The organism is Myceligenerans halotolerans (assembly GCF_054782975.1).
On record NZ_BAAGRL010000006.1, the window covers coordinates 376,562 to 396,149 of the forward strand.

Annotated in this window: 16 protein-coding genes; 10 read left to right on the top strand and 6 right to left on the bottom strand. The window is 73.4% G+C overall.

What is annotated here, in order from left to right; all coding sequences use genetic code 11:
* Positions 1–43 precede the first annotated feature (43 nt).
* Positions 44–265: a DUF3107 domain-containing protein gene (locus ACYVK5_RS04905; RefSeq protein ID WP_460702368.1), complete on the bottom strand. Its 222-nt coding sequence runs from the start codon at positions 263–265 to the stop codon at positions 44–46.
* Positions 266–454: 189 nt separating this feature from the next.
* On the opposite strand from ACYVK5_RS04905, the gene ACYVK5_RS04910 reads away from it, so the two are divergent.
* The 3 genes from ACYVK5_RS04910 (at position 455) to ACYVK5_RS04920 (ending at position 8,513) form a co-directional block, all read left to right on the top strand.
* Positions 455–1,360, top strand: a complete 906-nt coding sequence (locus ACYVK5_RS04910; RefSeq protein WP_460702370.1) for a DUF3152 domain-containing protein — start codon at positions 455–457, stop codon at positions 1,358–1,360.
* An 83-nt stretch (positions 1,361–1,443) separates the two neighbouring features.
* Complete coding sequence (locus ACYVK5_RS04915) at positions 1,444–4,800, top strand: ATP-dependent helicase (RefSeq protein ID WP_460702372.1); 3,357 nt, start codon at positions 1,444–1,446, stop codon at positions 4,798–4,800.
* Complete coding sequence (locus tag ACYVK5_RS04920) at positions 4,797–8,513, top strand: UvrD-helicase domain-containing protein (RefSeq protein ID WP_460702374.1); 3,717 nt, start codon at positions 4,797–4,799, stop codon at positions 8,511–8,513. Before ACYVK5_RS04915 ends, ACYVK5_RS04920 begins: the two co-directional genes overlap by 4 nt.
* Before the next feature lie 4 nt (positions 8,514–8,517).
* Here the strand turns inward: ACYVK5_RS04920 and ACYVK5_RS04925 are convergent, their stop codons facing one another.
* Complete coding sequence (locus tag ACYVK5_RS04925) at positions 8,518–9,435, bottom strand: phosphotransferase (protein WP_460702376.1); 918 nt, start codon at positions 9,433–9,435, stop codon at positions 8,518–8,520.
* Positions 9,436–10,098: 663 nt separating this feature from the next.
* Here ACYVK5_RS04925 and nudC point away from each other — a divergent pair.
* Positions 10,099–11,049 (top strand): NAD(+) diphosphatase, encoded by a 951-nt coding sequence (nudC, locus tag ACYVK5_RS04930; protein ID WP_460702378.1) that lies wholly within the window; start codon positions 10,099–10,101, stop codon positions 11,047–11,049.
* A gap of 55 nt (positions 11,050–11,104) precedes the next feature.
* Here nudC and ACYVK5_RS04935 read toward each other — a convergent pair whose 3' ends face one another.
* A complete protein-coding gene (locus ACYVK5_RS04935) occupies positions 11,105–11,668 on the bottom strand; it encodes a TetR/AcrR family transcriptional regulator (RefSeq protein WP_460702380.1) in 564 nt (187 codons plus the stop codon).
* A gap of 59 nt (positions 11,669–11,727) precedes the next feature.
* On the opposite strand from ACYVK5_RS04935, the gene ACYVK5_RS04940 reads away from it, so the two are divergent.
* Positions 11,728–12,108 (top strand): DUF6463 family protein, encoded by a 381-nt coding sequence (locus tag ACYVK5_RS04940; RefSeq protein ID WP_460702382.1) that lies wholly within the window; start codon positions 11,728–11,730, stop codon positions 12,106–12,108.
* An 85-nt stretch (positions 12,109–12,193) separates the two neighbouring features.
* Here ACYVK5_RS04940 and ACYVK5_RS04945 read toward each other — a convergent pair whose 3' ends face one another.
* The gene (locus ACYVK5_RS04945; protein WP_460702384.1) at positions 12,194–12,463 is read right to left on the bottom strand and encodes a mycoredoxin; all 270 of its coding nucleotides are present in this window, start codon (positions 12,461–12,463) and stop codon (positions 12,194–12,196) included.
* A 128-nt stretch (positions 12,464–12,591) separates the two neighbouring features.
* Here ACYVK5_RS04945 and ACYVK5_RS04950 point away from each other — a divergent pair, with 128 nt between their 5' ends.
* From ACYVK5_RS04950 to ACYVK5_RS04960, 3 genes are all read left to right on the top strand, one after another.
* Positions 12,592–14,649: an ATP-dependent helicase gene (locus tag ACYVK5_RS04950; protein ID WP_460702386.1), complete on the top strand. Its 2,058-nt coding sequence runs from the start codon at positions 12,592–12,594 to the stop codon at positions 14,647–14,649.
* 190 nt (positions 14,650–14,839) lie between these two features.
* Positions 14,840–15,031: a hypothetical protein gene (locus ACYVK5_RS04955; RefSeq protein ID WP_460702388.1), complete on the top strand. Its 192-nt coding sequence runs from the start codon at positions 14,840–14,842 to the stop codon at positions 15,029–15,031.
* 167 nt (positions 15,032–15,198) lie between these two features.
* A complete protein-coding gene (locus tag ACYVK5_RS04960) occupies positions 15,199–15,588 on the top strand; it encodes a WhiB family transcriptional regulator (protein ID WP_460702390.1) in 390 nt (129 codons plus the stop codon).
* 10 nt (positions 15,589–15,598) lie between these two features.
* On the opposite strand, the gene ACYVK5_RS04965 is transcribed toward ACYVK5_RS04960, so the two are convergent.
* Entirely contained in the window at positions 15,599–16,663 is a 1,065-nt protein-coding gene (locus ACYVK5_RS04965; RefSeq protein WP_460702392.1) for a ThiF family adenylyltransferase, read from the bottom strand.
* 170 nt (positions 16,664–16,833) lie between these two features.
* On the opposite strand from ACYVK5_RS04965, the gene ACYVK5_RS04970 reads away from it, so the two are divergent.
* Positions 16,834–17,373: a YgjP-like metallopeptidase domain-containing protein gene (locus tag ACYVK5_RS04970; RefSeq protein ID WP_460702394.1), complete on the top strand. Its 540-nt coding sequence runs from the start codon at positions 16,834–16,836 to the stop codon at positions 17,371–17,373.
* A 164-nt stretch (positions 17,374–17,537) separates the two neighbouring features.
* Positions 17,538–17,960, top strand: a complete 423-nt coding sequence (locus ACYVK5_RS04975; RefSeq protein ID WP_460702396.1) for a pyridoxamine 5'-phosphate oxidase family protein — start codon at positions 17,538–17,540, stop codon at positions 17,958–17,960.
* A 31-nt stretch (positions 17,961–17,991) separates the two neighbouring features.
* Here the strand turns inward: ACYVK5_RS04975 and ACYVK5_RS04980 are convergent, their stop codons facing one another.
* The gene (locus tag ACYVK5_RS04980; protein ID WP_460702397.1) at positions 17,992–19,380 is read right to left on the bottom strand and encodes a zinc-dependent metalloprotease; all 1,389 of its coding nucleotides are present in this window, start codon (positions 19,378–19,380) and stop codon (positions 17,992–17,994) included.
* Between the last annotated feature and the right edge of the window lie 208 nt (positions 19,381–19,588).

Below are 19,588 nucleotides of genomic sequence, written 5' to 3' on the forward strand. Positions count from 1 at the left end.
CCTGGTCCGTGCCGGGTGGTGCCCAGTGTCCGGGCCCACCCCGTCAGAGCGAGCCGAAGCCGACCTTGCGCTGCTCCTCGGAGCCGATCTCGACGTAGCCGACGTGCTGTGCGGGGATCACGAGGCGGCGGCCGCGTGTGTCGGTGAGCTCCAGGACGCCGTCGGGCAGCGCCTTCCGCACCGCGGCGGCGATCGCATCGGCCGCCTCCTCGGTCTCGATGACGACCTCGCGCGTCAGGTGCTGCACACCGATGGTGACTTCCACGTTCACTCCTTCACGTGCCCGGACGGGCGGCGGGTGTCCGGGGAATCCCGGCTCGTCGCGATCCTAACCACGGCGGGCGCCGCGAGCCGTGCGGTTTCGCCGAGGGCCGATGCGGGAACAATCTCGCGACAAGACGGCGGGGACCCACCGCACGTGACCGATTCGTGACCCCGTGGCACGATGTTCCTCGTGCAGAAGGCTCCGCGTCCCGGCCGGTCCACCCTGTCACTGCTGCTCGTGCTGGTGGTCGGTGTGAGCGCGGGCGCGGCAGCGACGGCGTACCAGCGCCCCGCGGAGTCCCGCGCCGCGGTCCAAGGGATCTTCGATCGTGTCGCCGGACAGGACCTCGGGGTCACCCACGAGGAGAGCACGCTCGTCGACGCCGCGGAAGCTCCGTCGTCGGGCACCGCGTCCTCGGGCACGCCGTCGTCGGGTACCGAGCCCTCGGGCCCGGAACCGGGCGCGGACGCGCCGCAGAGCCCGGCACCGGAACGGATGGCACGCCGGGCGCCCGCCCCGAGCCCCACGCCGGACGAGGGCTCCGGGCTGCTCGACGACGCCGAGGTGCCGAAGCAGGCGACCGGGAAGCTCCGGACCGTTCCGGGCCGGGAACGCGCGCCCGGCGACGGCGAGGTCCTGCGGGTGCGGGTCGCCGTGGAGCGAGGGCTCCCCGTCGACCAGGCCGTCTTCGCGGACGCCGTCATAAAGACGCTGAACGATCCGCGCGGCTGGTCGTCGGTGGACGGTGTGACGTTCGCGCGCACGGACACCGAGGACTACGACTTCCGCGTCGTGCTCGCGGGCCCGCGGACCACCGACGAGCTGTGCCATCCACTGGACACGGGCGGGACGCTGTCGTGCGGGGTCATCGGGACGGCCGTGCTGAACTTCCGGCGCTGGGTGCACGGCTCGGACGCCTGGGAGAACGACGCGCGGTACCGGCAGTACCTGGTGAACCACGAGGTGGGGCACGTTCTCGGGCACGGGCACGACGAGTGCGCGGGCAAGGGCGAGCGCGCCACCGTGATGCTCCAGCAGACGTTGTCGACCCAGGGATGCAAGCCGGAACCGTGGCCGGTGCCCGGCGAGGGCTGACGGTCCGACGACGGCGCTCCCGGCGGGCACGTACACGCCGCGCAGGCTGCGGTGCGCCTGCCGTGTCAGTGTCTCGTGATGGGATGCTCCGCGTGACGACAGCGCTACCGAGACTCCGGCTGGTGCCGCCCGGGCAGGATCCGCGCGGCGCCGGTGCCCGCGCGCTCGACCCGACACAGGCCGAGGCGGTCGAGGTCGCCCTGTCCCGGCCGGTCACCCTGGTCGCGGGCGCGCCGGGGACGGGGAAGACGACGGTGGCGGCGCAGATGACGGTCGAGGCGCTGCGGGCCGGTGCGTCGCCGGAGCGGGTGCTGGTGCTGGCGGCGTCGCGGCGGTCGGCGGCGCGGATGCGGGACGAGGTCGCCGCACGGGCCGGCCGGACGGTCGGGGCACCGATGGTGCGCACGGTCGCGTCGGCGGCGTTCTCGATCCTGCGCACGCGGGAGCTCGCGCTCGACGCGCCGCCGCCCACCCTGGTCTCGGGGCCGGAGCAGGATCTCATCCTGGCCGAGCTGCTGGCCGGGCATGCCGCCGGTGAGGGGACGGGGCTGGAGCTGCCGCCCGGCCTGCCGGCGGACTCCCTGTCGCTGCGGGGCCTGCGCCAGGAGCTGCGTGACCTGCTGATGCGTGCCGCAGAGCGCGGTCTCGGCCCGGTGGAGCTGCACCGCCTGGGCCGCACGCACGACCGGCCGGAGTGGGTGATGGCGGCCAAGCTGTACGAGGAGTATCTGGACGTCATGACGCTGCGGTCGGGCACCCCGGACGCGGGCGCCCGGTATGATCCCGCGGTCGTCGTGGACGAGGCCACGCACGCCCTGCTGTCCTGGGAGCAGGACCTGCCCGGGCTGCCACGCCTCACCTGGGACCTGGTCGTGGTGGACGACTACCAGGAGGCGACGGCGGCCACGGCCCGGTTCCTGCACGTGCTGCACGACGACGGGGCACGCCTCGTGCTCCTCGGCGATCCGGACAGCGCCGTGCAGGGCTTCCGCGGTGCCGCACCCGGGCTGGTGGGGCGTGCCGCCGCGAGTCGGGGGCCCGTGGGGGCGTTCGACGCCGCGACGGTCGTGCTCGGCACCGCGTGGAGACAGGGGGCCGAGCTGCGCGAGGTGACGCGGGCCGTGACGGGACGGATCCCCGTGCTCGCGAGCGTGCTGCACCGCCGCGCCGCGGCGCGTCCGGAGGACGGGCCGGACGACGACGCCGGCCGTGCAGCGGGGGCGGGCGACGGCGACACGGCCGGGACGGGTTCCCGGCAGTCCGGTGCGCGGGACGCTCCGCCCGAGGCGGTACGGGTGGCCGTGCTGCCGGGCGCGGCGCAGGAGGCCGCGTGGATCGCGCGCGAGCTGCGGGCGGAGCACCTCCTGCACGGCACGCCCTGGGAGCGCATGGCGGTGATCGCGCGGAGCGGCACCCGGCTGTCCGCGCTGCGCCGGGAGCTGGCGTCGGCCTCGGTGCCCGTGGCGTTGCTCGGCTCGGACCTGCCGCTGCGGGACGAGCCGGCGGTGGCGCCGCTGCTCGCGGCCGCCCGCGTGGCCGCGGGCGCGCCGCGCGGCAGCCTGGAAGCACTCATCGCGTCCGAGATCGACGGCGCGGAGCCCGGTTCGCTCGACCCGGACACGGCGGCCCTCCTGCTCACGTCTCCCGTCGGCGGGCTCGACGCCGTGGCGCTGCGCCGGCTGCGGCGCGCGCTGCGGTCGGAGGAACTGGCCGACGGCGGCGGGCGTACCTCGGACGCGCTGCTGGTGGAGGTGCTCGGGGATCCGGCCCGGGCCGGGCTGCTTCCCGAACCGGTGCGGCAGGCGCCGGTGCGGGTGGCGAGCGTGCTGGCGGCCGGCCGGACGGCTGCGGCCGAGCCCGGTGCGACGGCTCAGACGGTGCTCTGGGCGGTGTGGGCCGCGACCGGACTCGCCGAACGCTGGCGCAAGTACGCGCTCGGCGGCGGGCCTGGCGCGCTGCGTGCCGACCGGGACCTGGACGCCGTGCTCGCGCTGTTTCGTGCCGCGGAGACGTTCGTGGACCGGATGCCGGGGGCACCGGTGTCGGCGTTCGTGGACTACCTGGAGTCGCAGGACCTGCCGGCCGACTCGCTCGCGGCGTCCGGCTCCGGAGCGGGCGCGGTCGAGGCGCTCACCCCCGCGGGCGCGGCCGGACGGGAGTGGGACGTCGTGGTGGTGGCCGGAGTGCAGGACGGCGTCTGGCCCGATCTGCGCCTGCGTGACTCGCTGCTCGGCTCGCAGGCGCTGGTGGAACTGCACGCCGGGCGCGCCGACGACGCCCGGGTGCACGGCGCGGAGGCCCGCCGTCAGGTGCTGGCGGACGAACTGCGCGCGTTCGCCGTCGCCACGTCCCGTGCCCGGCGGCGGCTGCTGGTGACCGCCGTCGAAGACACCGAGGACGCACCGAGCGTCTTCTGCGACCTGATCTCCCCGCGGGACGACGACGGTGAGGGGCCCGATCCCCGCAGGGCCGTCGTCGGTCCGCCGCTCGATTTGCGTGGGGTCGTCTCCGCCGCGCGCGCGGAACTGGTGCGGGCGGTCGCGTCGGGCGACCCTGCCCACGACGCCGCGCGCGTCGCAGCCCGGTTGCTGGCGGACCTGGCGGCCGCGGGAATCGCGGAGGCGGACCCGACCACGTGGTACGGCGTGGCCGGGGCGTCGAGCGACACGCCGCTGTGGGGCCCGGAGCAGACGGTGACGGTGTCGCCGTCGAAGGTGGAGACGGTCACGACCTGCGCCCTGCGCTGGGTGTTCGAGGCGGCCGGGGGCACCGCACCGGACGCCACCCACCAGAGCCTCGGCACGCTGCTGCACTCCATCGCGCAGGACATGCCGCAGGGCTCCCTGCACGAGCTGAAGGCCGAGCTGGACCGGCGCTGGCCGGAACTCGCCCTGCCCGAGGGCTGGCCGTCCCGGCAGCTTCGCGGGCGGGCCGAGCAGATGGTCGAGCGGCTCGCCGCGTACCTGGCGGGCTCCGGCGAGCCGCTGCTCGTCGAGGCGGACTTCGACCTGCGCGTGGGGCGGGCACGGCTGCGCGGCCAGGTCGACCGCGTCGAGGACGCCGGCGACGGCGCGGTACGGGTCGCCGACCTGAAGACCGGCAAGTCGGCACAGTCCAAGGCGGAGACCGCCGAGAACCCGCAGCTCGGCGCCTACCAGCTCGCCGTGGAGCAGGACGCGCTCGACCTGCCCGAGGGCACGGTCAGCAAGGGCGCGAGCCTCGTGTACGTCGGCACGCCGACGGCCGGCGCGACCGTTCGGGACCAGCCTGCGCTCGCACCCGGACCGGAGGGCGACTCGTGGGCGCGGGACGTCGTCGAACAGGCGGCGGACACCATGGCGTCGGACAGCTTCGCGGCGCAGCGCAACAAACTGTGTGACATGTGCGCGGTGCGTCGCTCCTGCCCGCTGCAGCCCGAAGGGCGCAAGGTGGTCGAGTGAGCCAGGACGCACTGTTCGGTGACGACTTCTCCATCGACGACGACTACCTGACGAGCGGCGACGACCCGGCCGGTGACCTGCGGCGGACCCAGGACCAGGCACTGTCGGAGGCGGGACACCCCCGGCTCTCCGCGCGCGCCATCGCCCGGCTGCTCGGCAGGCCCGAGCCCACCGACGAGCAGACCGCCGTGATCGAGGCGCCGCTGGAGCCCGCCCTCGTGGTCGCCGGCGCCGGATCCGGCAAGACGGAGACGATGGCGGCACGCGTCGTCTGGCTCATCACGAACCGGCTGGTCGCGCCCGAGGAGGTGCTCGGCCTGACCTTCACCCGCAAGGCCGCCGGGGAACTCTCCCAGCGCGTCCAGACCCGCCTGGCGCAGCTCGCCCGCGCGCTCTCCGAGGAGTCGGGCGAGGCACTGCCCGGCGCGGCGGACCTGGCGATCGACCGTCCCACCATCGCCACCTACAACGCGTACGCCGCCGGCCTCGTCGGCGACCACGGACTGCGGCTCGGCGTCGAACCCAGCGCGCGCCTGCTCGGCGAGGCCGAACAGTGGCAGCTCGCGTCGCAGGTCGTCGAGTCGTGGGACGAGGACCTGGGCACCGACAAGGCCGTCAGCACCGTGACCGCGGCGGTCGTCGCGCTGTCCGGGGCGCTGGGCGAGCACCTGCTCGACCCCGCCGACGCCCGCGCGCGCCTCGACGCCATGTCGGAACACCTCGACTCCGTCCCTCTCGGCGAGAAGCAGAGGAAGCGCACCAAGGACGTCGAGGAGCTCATCGGCTCGGTTGCCGAGCGCTCCCGCCTGGTCGACTTCGTCGTGGAGTACCGCCGCCGCAAGCGGATCACCGAGACCCTGGACTTCGGCGACCAGGTCGCGTTCGCCGCCGAGCTCGCCCGCTCGGTCCCCGTCGTCGGCTCGGCGGAGCGCTCCCGGTTCGCCGTCGTCCTGCTCGACGAGTACCAGGACACCTCGTACGCGCAGGTCGAGCTGCTCGCCGGCCTGTTCGGCGACGGCCACCCGGTGATCGCCGTCGGTGACCCCCACCAGTCCATCTACGGCTGGCGCGGCGCGTCGGCCTCCGGCCTCGCCCGGTTCCCCGACCGGTTCCGGCGGGACGACGGCGTCGCCGCGCGCGTCCACTACCTCTCCACCTCGTGGCGCAACGACGCCGCGGTACTCGCCGCGGCGAACGTCGTGGCGGCCCCGCTGCGCGAGGCGAGCGGACCCGGGACGAGCGGATTCGCGACGACGACGCGCGGCGCACGCGGACCCGGCGTGCACGTCCCGCCGCTCGACCTGCGCCCCGGCGCCGGCCACGGCCGGGTCGACGCGCACGTCGCCGCCACCGCCGAGGAGGAGGCTGCAGCCGTCGCCGAATGGGTGGCCGAGCGCTGGCGCCCCGGGAGCACCCCCGGCGGCCGGGTCACGGCCGCCGTCCTGTGCCGGGCTCGGTCACAGTTCACCGCGGTCGAGGTCGCACTGCGCTCGGCCGGCCTGCCCGTCGAGGTGGTCGGCCTCGGCGGGCTCCTCACCACGCCCGAGGTGGTCGACGTCGTGGCGCTCCTGGAGGCCGCGCACGACCCGTCGCGCGGCGACTCGCTGCTGCGCCTCCTCACCGGACCACGCGTCCACCTCGGCGCCGCGGACCTGCACGCCCTGGGATCGTGGGCAGCGGACATCGCACGCGAGGACGACCCCCGCCGGGCCGGCGCCCGAGCGTCCGACGACGGCCCGCCGACCGGCGCGTCCGGCGGAAACGCCCTGTCGGCCGAGGCCGGGCCGACGACGCCCGGCGGGACCGCGACGCCCAGCGGCACGGGCGACCACCCGGGCGCCCCCGCCCCCGACGACGTGACCGTCGTCGAAGGCGACGTCGTCGACCACCGCTCGATCATCGACGCCCTCGACGATCTCCCCGAACCCGGGCAGCCCGCACGCGACGGGCGAACGCTCACGCGCGAGGGGCACGCACGGCTCACGGCGCTCGCGGGCGTGCTGCGCGGGATGCGCGGCCTGACCTACCTGTCGCTGCCGGAGCTGGTGGTGCAGGCCGAGCGGGCGCTGGGGCTGGACGTGGAGGCGGTCACCGCGGCCGCGCTCACCGGCACGGGCGCGGCGGGAGCGGTGAGCGACCGGGGGCGCGAGCACCTGGACGCGTTCCGCGACGTCGCCGCGTCGTTCGCGCAGTCGGCGGACGTGGCGACGCTCGGGGCGTTCCTCGCGTGGCTGGGTGTGGCGAGCAGCCGGGAGAACGGGCTCGACATGCCGGTGCGGGAGCCGGATCCCGACGCGGTCCAGATCATCACGGCGCACGCGGCCAAGGGCCTGGAGTGGGACGTCGTGGCGGTGCCCGGCCTGGTCGGGGGAGTCTTCCCGGCGTGGGACCGCGGTTCGCGATCCGGTGAGAAGTCGAGCGGCTGGCTGAGCGGTCTCGGGGAGCTTCCCTACCACCTGCGCGGCGATGCCGAGGATCTGCCGGCGTTCCGGTGGGAGACGGCGTCGGACACGAAGGACCTCGTGGCTCTGCGCGAGGAGTTCCGGGAGGACTGCGGCGCCCACCGGCTGGCCGAGGAACGGCGGCTCGCGTACGTCGCGTTCACGCGGGCGCGCCGCGACCTGCTGGTGACCGGTTCCTGGTGGGGCACGGCGACGCGTCCGCGCACGATGTCGGTGTTCCTGGAGGAGCTGGCAGGGGCCGGGCTCGTGTCCACGGACGGCTGGGTCACCCCGCCCGATCCGGACGCCGAGAACCCGCGTGACCTGGTCACCGAGACGGCCGTCTGGCCGGCTGGGGACGCTCGCGCCGACTCCGGCGTCTCGTCCGGCGAGATCGCGCGACCGGGCACGCGAGCGACGGCGACCTCCGCCGCCGCGCTGTCGGCGCGCGAGGTGCTGCGTATCACAGCCGCGCTGGTCGACGAGGAGGCGGACGCGCTGTCCGGTGAGGCGTCGTCGGCTACCCAGCGGCCGTCGTCGGACACCGGGCAACCGTCGTCGACCACCCTCACGGCCCCGGCCGGGGTGCTGCGCGACGGCGCCGGGCACGACCTCGTCGAGCTCACGGCCATGCTGCTGGCCGAGCGCGCCGAACGGGACGAGGGGCTCGTCGAGTTCCCGGCGCACGTGTCGGCGTCGGGCCTGGTCCGTCTCGCGGCCGACCGTGACGACTTCACGATCCAGCTGCGGCGGCCCGTGCCGACGCAGCCCACGGTGCACGCGCGGCGTGGCACCCAGCTGCACGCGTGGGTGGAGCAGTTCTACCGTTCGGCCTCGCTGCTCGACGTCGACGACCTGCCCGGCGCGGAGAGCGACGACCTGCTCGTGGACACCGACCTGGCGAAGCTCCGGGAGACGTTCCTGCGCTCGGAGTGGGCGTCGCGCACGCCGATCGCGGTGGAGGCCGACGTCGAGACGCCGGTGGCCGGGGTCATGCTGCGCTGCCGCATGGACGCGGTCTTCCCGGATCCCGACGGGGAACCGGGCAGCGTCGTCGTCGTGGACTGGAAGACGGGCCGCGAGCCGGACGACGGAGCCGCCCGTGCGGCGCGCGAGGTGCAGCTGGCGGTGTACCGGCTGGCGTGGTCGCGCTGGACGGGCCTGCCGCTGGAGAAGGTCGGCGCGGCGTTCTGCTACCTGGGCTCTGACACGACGGTCCGCCCGGAACGCCTGCTCACGGAGGCGGAACTGGAGGCGCTGATCCGCGGGTGAGGGCTCACCCCTCGTCGCGGGTCGCCTCGTCCAGGTCGTGGAGCATCGCGGTGGCGTCCTCGACCACCTCGGGCAGCTTGTGCCGCACGCCGTGCAGCAGCCAGCGCGCGAGCGCGAGCTCACCCACCAGCAGCGCGCGGTCCTGGAGGCGCGGGTCGCTCAGTTCGGTGCGGCGGAGCTGGTAGGCCTCCATGATCGAGTCCGCGGCCTCGACGGGTGCCGCCACGAGCAGCCAGGCGAGGTCGTCGGCGGGGTCGGCGACCTTCGCCTCGGACCATCCGGAGATCGCCACCACGCGGCCGCGGTCCACCAGCATCTGGTCGGCGGCCAGGTCGCCGTGCACCACCACGGGCTGGAACTTCCACAGGGACACGTCCTCGAGGGCGGCCTCCCAGCGGTGCAGCAGGCTCGGCGGGATGCGCCGGGTCTTCGCGGCCTCGTCGATCTCCGACATGCGGCGGTCGCGGTACTCGGCGGCGGCGTAGCTCGGCAGGCCGCAGCCCTCCACCACGGAAGCGGGCAGTTCGTGGATCGCGCCGATCGCCCGGCCGAGGTCCGCGGCGAGCCCGGGGCCCGGGGCGAGGGCCTCGACGTCGAGCCACTCGCCGACGATCCGCCGGTGCACCACTGCGCGCCCGCCCTCGGGCAGCAGCGCGTACCCGGCGATCTGCGGCACGACGAACGGCAGCACTCCCGTGTCCACGTACAGCTTCAGCGATTCGAGCAGCTCCATCTCCGCCTCGAGGGCCGCTCCGGCGACGGTGGTCCGTGGCGCGCGGACCACCCACTCCTGGTCGTCCTGGCTGGTCACGATGGCGGTGTCGTAGTCGCCGGGCATGGTGTCGGTCCGGACCGACGCGGCCTCCAGACCGGGTACGGCCGCCGTGGACAGGGCGGCGAGCGCGAGGGGAGTACGTGGCACGGCCTCACAATATTCCGCGCGGAGCCCGCCGTGTGCCATCCGCGCCGCGCGACGTTGAGGTACCGGGAGGAAGTTGCCGCCGGGCGTGGTGCGGAGGGCATCGTGACGGACATCCGGCGAGCTCACCACCGGCTTCCGGCAGCGAGAGTTCAGCGTGCCGGTCGGGGACCTGTCGAGGGCGTGAGCCGGTAGCTGCGCGTGGTGTGATCCGTGCGGGTCGGTTAGATCGTGCCGTCGCCGTCGAGTCGCAAGACATCCCTCTGGCCCTGGATCTCGCCGACCGCCTGCACCTATCCCCACACATGAACACCTGGCTCCCGACCAGAGTCGCACACCATCACATAGACCTCGCGCGCGCACATTTCTGGCAAGGGAACCGCAATGAGGCGCTCAACAGCCTCATGGCGGCCCGGAAGGCGGCGCCGCAGCAGACAAGGCATCACCCCACGACGCGCGAAGTGACTGGCCTCCTGGTACGGGCCCACCGCCGCAGCAACGAACCGCTCGCCCGGTTCGCGATGTGGGTCGGGCCAGGTGAGGAGTGGTGACGCGCCGACGCCGGCCAGGCCCAGCCCTCCGCCGTCGGCCGGTGTGAAGCTCACCCTGATGCGGATGGGAGGGGGTGGCGAAACCGGCCGTCGTGTCAGCAGATACCGTCGGATCATGCTCGATCTTCCCCTCGCGTACGTCGCCCACGACCGTGCCGCCCACCGGCGCGCCAAGCCGGGCCTTCTCGACGAACTCCTCGCCCGGCCCGAGACCCGGGTGCTGCTGGTGAGCTCCGGACGGGTGGCGACGGCCGGGCGGATCCCGGCGCTGCTGTCCGCCGGGGAGGCCGTCGTCGTCGGACACACCGGTACAGCGCTCCCCAGCGCAGAGCACTACTTCCTCGGTGAGTCCGACGACGTCGCGTACGTGGCGTGTGCCCTGACCGCGACGGCCGCGGACGACTTCAGACTTCCCGACGGTCTCGCCTGGACCACTCCACGCGACCTCGCCGACGCCGACACCACATCGCTTGCCAGTCCCGCCGCCATGCTTGCTATCGGCCTCGCCGTCGAGGCGGCCGGTCTCGCCAACTGGCACGTCGATGCCATGTACTGTCCGCGCTGCGGGGGGCCGACCGAGATCGGCGAGGCCGGCTGGATCCGCCGATGCCCGAGCGAGGATTTGCTCCACTACCCACGCACGGATCCTGCCGTGATCATGGCGATCGTCGATCACGACGACCGGATCCTTCTCGGCCGCGATCGGTCCTGGCCGCCCGATCGCATGTCGGTCCTGGCCGGGTTCGTGGAGCCGGGGGAGAGCGCCGAGCACGCGGTGGTTCGTGAGGCGATGGAGGAGGCTGGTGTCGTCGTCGGACAGGTCGATTACCGGACCAGCCAGCCGTGGCCGATGCCCCGGTCCTTCATGCTCGGCTTCCGCGCCCGCGCCGAGACGACCGAGCTACGGCCCGACGGCGACGAAGTGACCGACTTGCGCTGGTTCACTCGTGCCGAGCTGGCGGGTGCCCTTGCCGACGGTGACATCCGATTCTCCGGCCATGCCCTGATCCACCGGGCATTGATCGAGGAATGGTACGGCGGCCCGATCGACGACCCGACACGCTGAACAACACCGGGGTGCCGGCACCCCCTGGTCGTGGAGGGGGCCGGGCTCGGGTGAGTCAGGCCCCGGTGAGTGCGGAGGCGATGATCCGGCCCAGCTGTTCGGCCAGGCCGTCCGTGGAGCGGTTCTGGAGGTAGACCGTGGCGAAGACCGGGCCGGCCGCCAGGGCGTGGACGAGGTCGATGTCCTGGGGCGACCGGAGCTCGCCGCGGGCGACCGCCCGGCCGAGCAGTTCGGCGAGGCCGGCCTGCTGCACGGTGACGAAGGCGTCGTGGAAGCGGGTGGCGAGCTCCGGCGAGCTGCGGATGTCGGCGAGCAGTCCCGGGATCGCGGCGGCCGCCGCCGGGTTGGTGACGCGGTCCACGATCTCCTGGACGAGCGCCGTCAGGTCCCCGAGCAGGCTCCCGGTATCGGGAGGCGGGGGCAGGTCCGGGCTGTGGACGGCTGCCGCGAACACCATCTCCTGCTTCGTCGCGTAGCGCCGGTAGATCGCCGCCTTGCCGATCCGTGCGTGCCTGGCCACGGCGTCCACGGTGAGCCCGTCGTATCCGCTCTCCGCCAGGAGTGCGCGGGTGGTGGTGAGGATCGCTTCGCCGACCCGGCCGTCTCGAGGTCGTCCCATGCGTCCATGTTACGGTACCGTCGGTTCCGAAACTGACGGTCTCGAAAAAAGGAGTGGTGATGGGACGCTGGGCAGGGCGGATCCTGATGATCCTGGGAGCGGTACACCTCATCTTGCTGGGAGCGCTGAACCTCGAGTACGCCGGCGAGTGGTTCACCGGGGCGCTCTGGGGGCTGCCGCCCGACGAGTTCCTCCACCCGAGTGGCGCGGCCGGCGCGTTCTGGATCTCGATCGGCAGCTTCGCCGTGCCGATGCTGCTGCTGGGAGCGCTCGTGTCCGACCTCGCCCGGCGGGGCATCGTTGCGCCCGCCTCCATCGGCTGGGGGCTGGCGGCGTGGTGCGCGGTGGCGGCGGTGGTGCTGGAGCCGACGCCGATGCTGCTGGGGCTCATCCCGGCGGTGCTGCTGATCCGCGAGGCGCGAGCGGCACGTCCGGCATGACGACGCGCGACGGCGCGCGACGACCGTGAACAGACGCCGGGGTGCCGGGACCGCGCGGTCCCGGCACCCCGGCATCGTCCGCCGGTCAGTTCGCCAGCGCCGCCTTCACCTCCGCCAGCGACGGATTCGTCGCCGCCGACCCGTTCGGGTACACCACCGTCGGCACCGTGCGGTTACCGCCGTTGACCTGCTCCACGAACGCCGCCGTCTCCGGGCGTTCCTCGATGTCGATCACCTCGTAGCCGATGCCCTCCGAGTCGAGCTGCGTGCGCAGCCGCCGGCAGTACCCGCACCACGCGGTCGAGTACATGAGGACGGTCCCCGAGGCGGGAACCGGCATGGCGGTCTCGGTCATCTTCGTCTCCTTCACGGTGTACGACGGCGGTCGCCGGTCACGGTCTCCGCGCTGGTCGGCATGCCCGGGCGGAACGCCGGCCGGCGTCCGCCCGAAGAATGTCAGCGTCTCCTGACAGAATCCGTGCCATGGTGACGCACGCGCCTGCACTGTCCAACTCCGCGACGGGTCCGGTTCATCCCGACTCGATCCTCGACGCGCTCGACCCCGAGCAGCGCGAGGTGGCACTCGCCCTCCGCGGACCCGTGTGCGTGCTCGCCGGAGCCGGCACCGGCAAGACCCGCGCCCTCACCCACCGCATCGCCTACGGCGTGCGCACCGGCATCTACAAGCCGAACAGCGTCCTCGCCGTCACCTTCACGGCACGCGCCGCAGGGGAGATGCGCACCCGCCTGCGCGGCCTCGGCGTGCAGGGCGTGCAGGCGCGCACCTTCCACGCCGCCGCGCTGCGCCAGATGGCCTACTTCTGGCCGCGCGTCGTCGGCGGTGCCCCGCCCCGCCTGGTCGAGCACAAGGCCCAGTTCGTCGCCGAGTCGGCGCGACGTCTCGGCCTGTCCGTCGACCGCGTCGCCGTGCGCGACCTCTCCTCGGAGATCGAGTGGGCCAAGGCTCAGGTACTCGCCGCAGACGACTACGAGCGGGTCGCCGTCGCCCGTGGCCGCGAGGCTCCCTCCGGCTACAACCGCCAGGAGATCGCGCGCCTCATGACGATGTACGAGGACGTCAAGACCGAGCGCCAAGCCATGGACTTCGAGGACGTCCTCCTCAATCTCACCGCCATGCTGATCGAGCACAAAGCCGTCGCCGACGAGGTGCGTGGCCAGTACCGGCACTTCGTCGTCGACGAGTACCAAGATGTCTCACGGCTTCAACAGAAACTCCTGGACCAGTGGCTCGGCGGACGCGAAGAACTCTGCGTCGTCGGCGACCCGTCCCAGACCATCTACTCCTTCACCGGCGCCAGCCCGCGCTACCTGCTCGACTTCCGCCGCCGCTTCCGGAACGCCACCGAGATCCGGCTCGTCCGCGACTACCGCTCGACACCACAGGTCGTCGGCCTCGCCAACGACCTCCTGCGCCGCGCCGGCCGCGGCGCCGCCCAGGCCCTCGAACTCGTCGCCCAACGCGACCCCGGCCCACCCGTCACCTTCACCACCCACGACGACGACGAGGCCGAGGCCACCGCCATCGCCACCCGCGCCGCCCGCCTCATCGAATCCGGCACCCCCGCCAGCGAGATCGCCGTCCTGTACCGCACCAACGCCCAGTCCGAAGCCTTCGAGTCCGCGCTCGCCGACGCCGGCGTCGGCTACCTCGTCCGCGGCGGCGAACGCTTCTTCCAGCGCAAGGAAGTCCGCGACGCCATCGTCCTGCTCCGCGGCGCCGCCCGCTCCGCCGACCCCGAACGAACCATGCCCGACCAGGTGCGGGACGTCCTCGCCGCCGCCGGATGGGCCACCGAACCCCCCGCCGCCCGCGGCGCGGCACGCGAACGCTGGGACTCCATGCAGGCACTCGTGGCGCTCGCGGACGACCTGGCCGCGGCGGCGGACGCGGACGCGCCCGCGACGATCGCGACCCTCGTGGACGAGCTCACCGAGCGCGCCAAGGCACAGCACGCGCCCACGGTCGAGGGCGTGACGCTGGCGTCGTTGCACGCGGCGAAGGGGCTGGAGTGGGACGCGGTGTTCCTGGCCGGGATGAGCGAGGGCCTGATGCCGATCTCCCTGGCGGAGACCGACGAGGCCGTGCACGAGGAGCGCCGCCTGCTCTACGTGGGGATCACGCGGGCGCGGGAGCGGCTGGACGTGTCGTTCGCGCGCAGCCGCAACCCGGGCGGGCGCGCGACCCGGAAGCGCACCCGCTTCCTCGACGGCATCTGGCCCGACGGCGGATCGCGCGGCCCGCGACGTCCCCGCGGCGGCCAGGGGAAGGCGCGGGCGGTGCTGGGCGACGAGCACGACGTCGTCCTCTTCGACGCGCTGCGCGAGTGGCGGCTGGAGGTGGCGCAGGAGGCGGACAAGCCCGCCTACACGATCCTCACCGACGCGAGCCTCGCCGAGATCGCCGAGATGCGTCCCGGGTCGGTCGCCGAACTGGCGCGGGTCAACGGGGTCGGCCCGGGAAAGATCGACCGCTACGGGCCGACGATCCTGTCGATCGTGAGCAGCGCACCGGGCGCCTGAAGCCCTGGAATCCGAGCCCGGACAGCGCTTTCACCAGGCCGTGACGAATGCCGGGAAACTGTCAGCAAAAAAAGTTGGAAAAAAGTTGGAGTCCGCCAGGCGGGCGGCATAGTGTGCATGTTGTCCTTGAAAGTGAGCGGGCGTGGCCGAGAGGCCGGGCCCCGAGTGCGTGAGGAGGTGGGAAAGCCTGATGGAGATCATGAAGCAGATCCAGATGTGGACCGAGACGCTGTGCGGCACGGGTGTGCCGTCGTACGCGAATCGGCCCGTCTCTGCGCGCGCGGATATCTCTGTCCACACGCCGCGTCTCCGCGGCGAAGGCGGAAGCTTCCCGAACGCCATCCTCGCCCCCGACTCCGCTCCAGGAGCGCATCCGGTCTAGACAGACCGGCGCATCCAGGCCGCGGAGTCCACCAGGGACCCGCGGCCTGAGTCTTTTCCAGGCAGATCCCGGCCTTACCCGGCCGGCTGGAGAAGAACCAGACCTGGGTCCTGTATCACCCGACGTTCACCGACGACGTTCACGTAACAGGATCACAGGAGACAACCGTGCGCCTCACTGCGCTCCTCGACACCCTCCCCCAGGGCGGATCCGGCCCCTGGAACCCTTCGACCGGTATTCCCGTCAGCACTGCCACGAGCGGCGCTGACGCCCGCGAGTTCAACCGGATCATGGACTCGCTGCTCCCGTGCCGTACCAACGACCCTGAGCTCTGGTTCGCCGAGCACTCCGCCGACGTGGAGCGTGCGAAGACGCTCTGCCGCGAGTGCCCGCTGATCGACGGCTGCCTCGCCGGTGCCCTCGAGCGGCGTGAGCCCTGGGGCGTCTGGGGCGGCGAGGTCTTCGTCGACGGCGCCATCGTCGCGCGCAAGCGTGGTCGTGGCCGGCCGCGGAAGTCGGAGACCGCTGCGGCCGCCGGGGCTCCGGCAGCCGCATGACCCGCCGGCCTCAAGGGGCGAGGGTGAGACACCCGCACCGTGGGTGCGGATCGAACCTCCGGACGCGAGGCAGGCAGTCCGGGAGTGCGATCTCCAGGCAGGAGCCGACGGCCGTCGGCCGGTGCCCGTCCAGCTGGGCGAGCACCTGGCCGGCGGCCGTCGCCGCTGCCAGGGCCGTGAGCGCGGCCTCGTGCGGCTGCTCCGGGCCTTGCCGCAGCTGCGCCGCGATCAGGTGCCAGTCCCGGTCCTGATCGGCGCGGTCCGCGTCGAGGCAGGCGACGCAGGCGCTGCGACCCGGCAGCACGAGCGGCCCGACGGCGACGTCCGCCTCGCGCGCCACCACGGACAGGTGCGGTATGCCCGCGCTCATCAGACGGGTGAAGCGCGCGGGCAGAGCCGCGCGGGACTCCACCACGACGGCGACGTCGGGCTCGGCGTCGCCGTTCACCTGGAGGTCGAGCGCCGCCGACCGGCGGGCCAGCAGGCGCGCGAGGGCGACGTCCCGGGGATCGCCCACGTCGCGCTCGGTGTGCGCACCGAGTCCGATGTCGGTCGTCTGCACGGGCTGCGGGTCGTGCAGCACCAGACGGCCCACCCCGGCGCCGGTGAGGAGCAGGGCGATCGCCGCGCCGATGCGCCCGAGCCCGGCCAGCGCCACCGTCGCGGCCGCCCGGTCGGCGAGAGTGGCCAGGCCTGCACCGTCGACCCGCAGCATGCCGAGGGTCCGGGCGTCCGCCGCTCCGTGACCCGGGGCGACGACGTTCCGGACGGCCGCGGGCGACGGCACCAGCATTCCCGCCCTGGCCAGGGCGTCCAGGATGAGGTCCCGGCGGTCCGGGTGCACGCCCCGGCGCGCCGCGGACTGCTCGGGCGTCACGTGGCGGCGATCGGTGAGGTCGCGCAGCCACGACGCCTCGGCGCGGGTGAGCCCGTCGAGGACGAGCGCCCAGCGGGGATCCGTGCCGCACTGCACCGCGTCACCCGAGCGCATGACCACCGGGGTGCCGGGGCGAAGGCGCAGCGCGGCGCGCGGCGTCGCGATCGCGGGGGAACGGCTGGCGCCGGGCGCGCTCATGGGCATACTCCTGGGGGCGGTGCGAAGGGGAGGGACTCCACCGTGCCAGGGCATCCGCGGCCGCGCCGTCTGTCCACAGGCTGTCCACCGCCCCGCGTCGCGCGGGCGGATTTTTCCGTCGCAGGGCGTGTTCTTGACTACTCCACGCCGATAACCGCTACCGTCTTGGTGTGGCCCACGACGATCCGACGTCCGTGGAGGTACGCCGGAGCCGCCGTCGTACCGCCACGGTGAGCGCGTATCGCGACGGTGAGCGAACCATCGTCGCGATTCCGGCGCGCTTCTCGCGGGCTCAGGAGCGGGAGTGGGTGGCCAAGATGCTCGCCCGGCTCGAGGACAAGGAACGGCGCCGCAAGCCGTCCGACGACGAACTGCTGTCCCGGGCGGAGTTCCTGTCCACGAAGTACCTCGACGGGCGGGCCACGCCCTCCAGCGTCCGCTGGGCGTCGAACCAGGGCCGGCGCTGGGGCTCGTGCACGCTGCTGGACGGGTCGATCCGGATCTCCACCCGCGTGCAGGGCATGCCCGGCTGGGTGCTCGACTACGTCCTGCTGCACGAGCTGGCCCATCTGCTGCACGCGGGTCACGGCCCTACCTTCTGGAAGATCCTCGAGGCCTACCCGAAGACGGAGCGAGCCCGCGGTTTCCTGGAGGGCGCGTCCTTCGCGCAGGACGACGCGGGGTCCCCCACGTCGGACGAAGAAGACTGACCTGCCCGACGGAGAGTGCATGGCCCGTGGGGCTTCCCGACGCGGGGCCGGGCGGAGGAGACTGCTCGCATCATCTGCGCCTTGCGTGGCGGGGGGCCAGGATGAGGGAATCAGGCCGGCGGCACCCGGGCCGGTGAGTCCGCCACCGCATCTTGGAGGATGACATGACGCAATGGACGTCGTCGGACACGATCACCCCACTCGAGGACGAGGAGATCTGGGAGCTGCTGTCCAGGATCTCGGTCGGCCGCCTGGCGACGGCCGCGGCAGGCGAACCCGACATCTTCCCGGTCAACTTCGCGGTGGCGGATCGCGAGATCTACATCAACACCACACCGGGCAGCAAGCTCGTGGAAGCCGCGGTCAATCCCCGGGTCGCGTTCGAGGTGGACCAGTGGGACCCGGACTTCGCGCACTCCGTGGTGGTCAAGGGCGTGGTGAAGATCCTGGACACCGAAGCGGAGCTGGCCGTCGCCGAGGCGACAGGACTCGTCTCGTACACGACCACGGAGAAGACCGAGTGGCTCCGGATCAGCCCGACGGAGATCACCGGCCGCCGATTCGTCCGCCCCCTGCCCGGCGAGTGAGGGACACGCCGGGTCGGCGCGGTCCCGGGGGTCAGGCCTTGCCGGTCTCGTCGCCGAAGATCTCGCGGAGTGCGGCATCGACGTCGGCATGCTCCTCGGCCGAGGAGGCGCGCCGCGCGGGGTAGCCCGCCGGGTCGTCCAGGTCGCCCGTGAGCGGCAGGAGATCCGGGTGGTCCCAGACGCTGTCGCGAGCCGCACGGCCGCCGTCGTCCATCAGGACCGTGAACAGCCTGGCCGCGTCGCGCGAGCGGCGCGGGCGGAGCTCCAGCCCGACGAGCGTGGCGAACGTGTGCTCGGCGGGGCCGCCGGCGGCGCGGCGCCGGCGGATCATCTCGCGCAGCGCCACCGAGTGCGGCAGGTGGGGGAGCGCCGCGGCCGCCGTCACCTCGTCGACCCAGCCCTCCACGAGCGCGAGCGTCGTCTCCAGCCGGAGGAGCACCGCCTTCTGCTCGTCGGTGTTCTGCAGGCCGAACACGCCGCCGGACAGCGCGCCGCGCAGGGCGTCCGGGTCGGACATGTCGATGTCGCGCACCTGGGACTCGAGCACGTCCAGGTCGATGGTGATGCCGCGCGCGTACTGCTCCACGATCCCCAGCAGATGTCCGCGCAGCCACGTGACATGCGTGAACAGGCGGGTGTGCGCGGCCTCGCGCAGGGCGAGGAAGTACCGGACCTCGTCCGGCGGGGCGTCGAGGCCCTCGGCGAACTTGTCGACGTTGGTCGGCAGCAGCACGGTGTGCGCGTCGCCGAGCAGCGGGAGGCCGATGTCGGTGGCGCCGAACACCTCCCGCGACAGCGTCCCGGCCGCCTGGCCCACCTGCATGCCGAACACGGCCGAGCCGAGCCGGCGCATCATCTGTGCGGGGTCCATGCCGAGACCGGCCAGGGCGCCGGCGGGCATGCCGGGCATCGCGACGCCGTCGTCCACGCCGTCCGGGAGCTGGTCCGCGAGCACGGTGGCGAGGGCGTCGGCGACCGACGCCGCGACGGGCGCGGCGAGCTTGTTCCACGCGGGGAGCGTCGCCTCCACCCACTCCGAACGGGACCACGCGCGAGCCGTCCCGACCGACGGCGGCAGGTCGGTGACGGCGTCCAGCCAGAGCTCGGCGACGGACAGGGCGTCGGTGGCAGCCTTGGCCTGGCCGCCGGTGAGGGACGGGTCGCCCTCGGCGACGGCGACCTGGCGGGCCACGTCGTGCGCGACGTCGGAGTTGACCGGGCCGGTGCCGGGCTCCGCGAGCATCCGCTGCACCTGGGAGAGCGCGAACTGCATCATCATCGGGTCCTGGGCGCCGGACATCGTCGACGGGTCGAAGCCGCGCGCACGCATCTCGGCAAGCACCTCGTCGGCGCCGTCACCGAGCATGGAACGGAGCATCTCCTCCCACGGCTGCTCGCCGTGACTGGGGTTCTCGGTCATGTTGCTCCTCGCTCGTTCGGCGGGACGCCCGCGGGCCTCCCTGGGCCGCTGGGGACGACCCCCGGTAGCCACCGTATCCACGTGTGACCAACTCCGGGGACCACAGGCCCGGTTCCCGGCTTCGCTCTCGGCGCACAAGCACGCAGATCGGGCTCGCCCGAGTGCCGGCTCGCAGCGATCCTCCAGGCGAATGGGGGATGATGAGCCG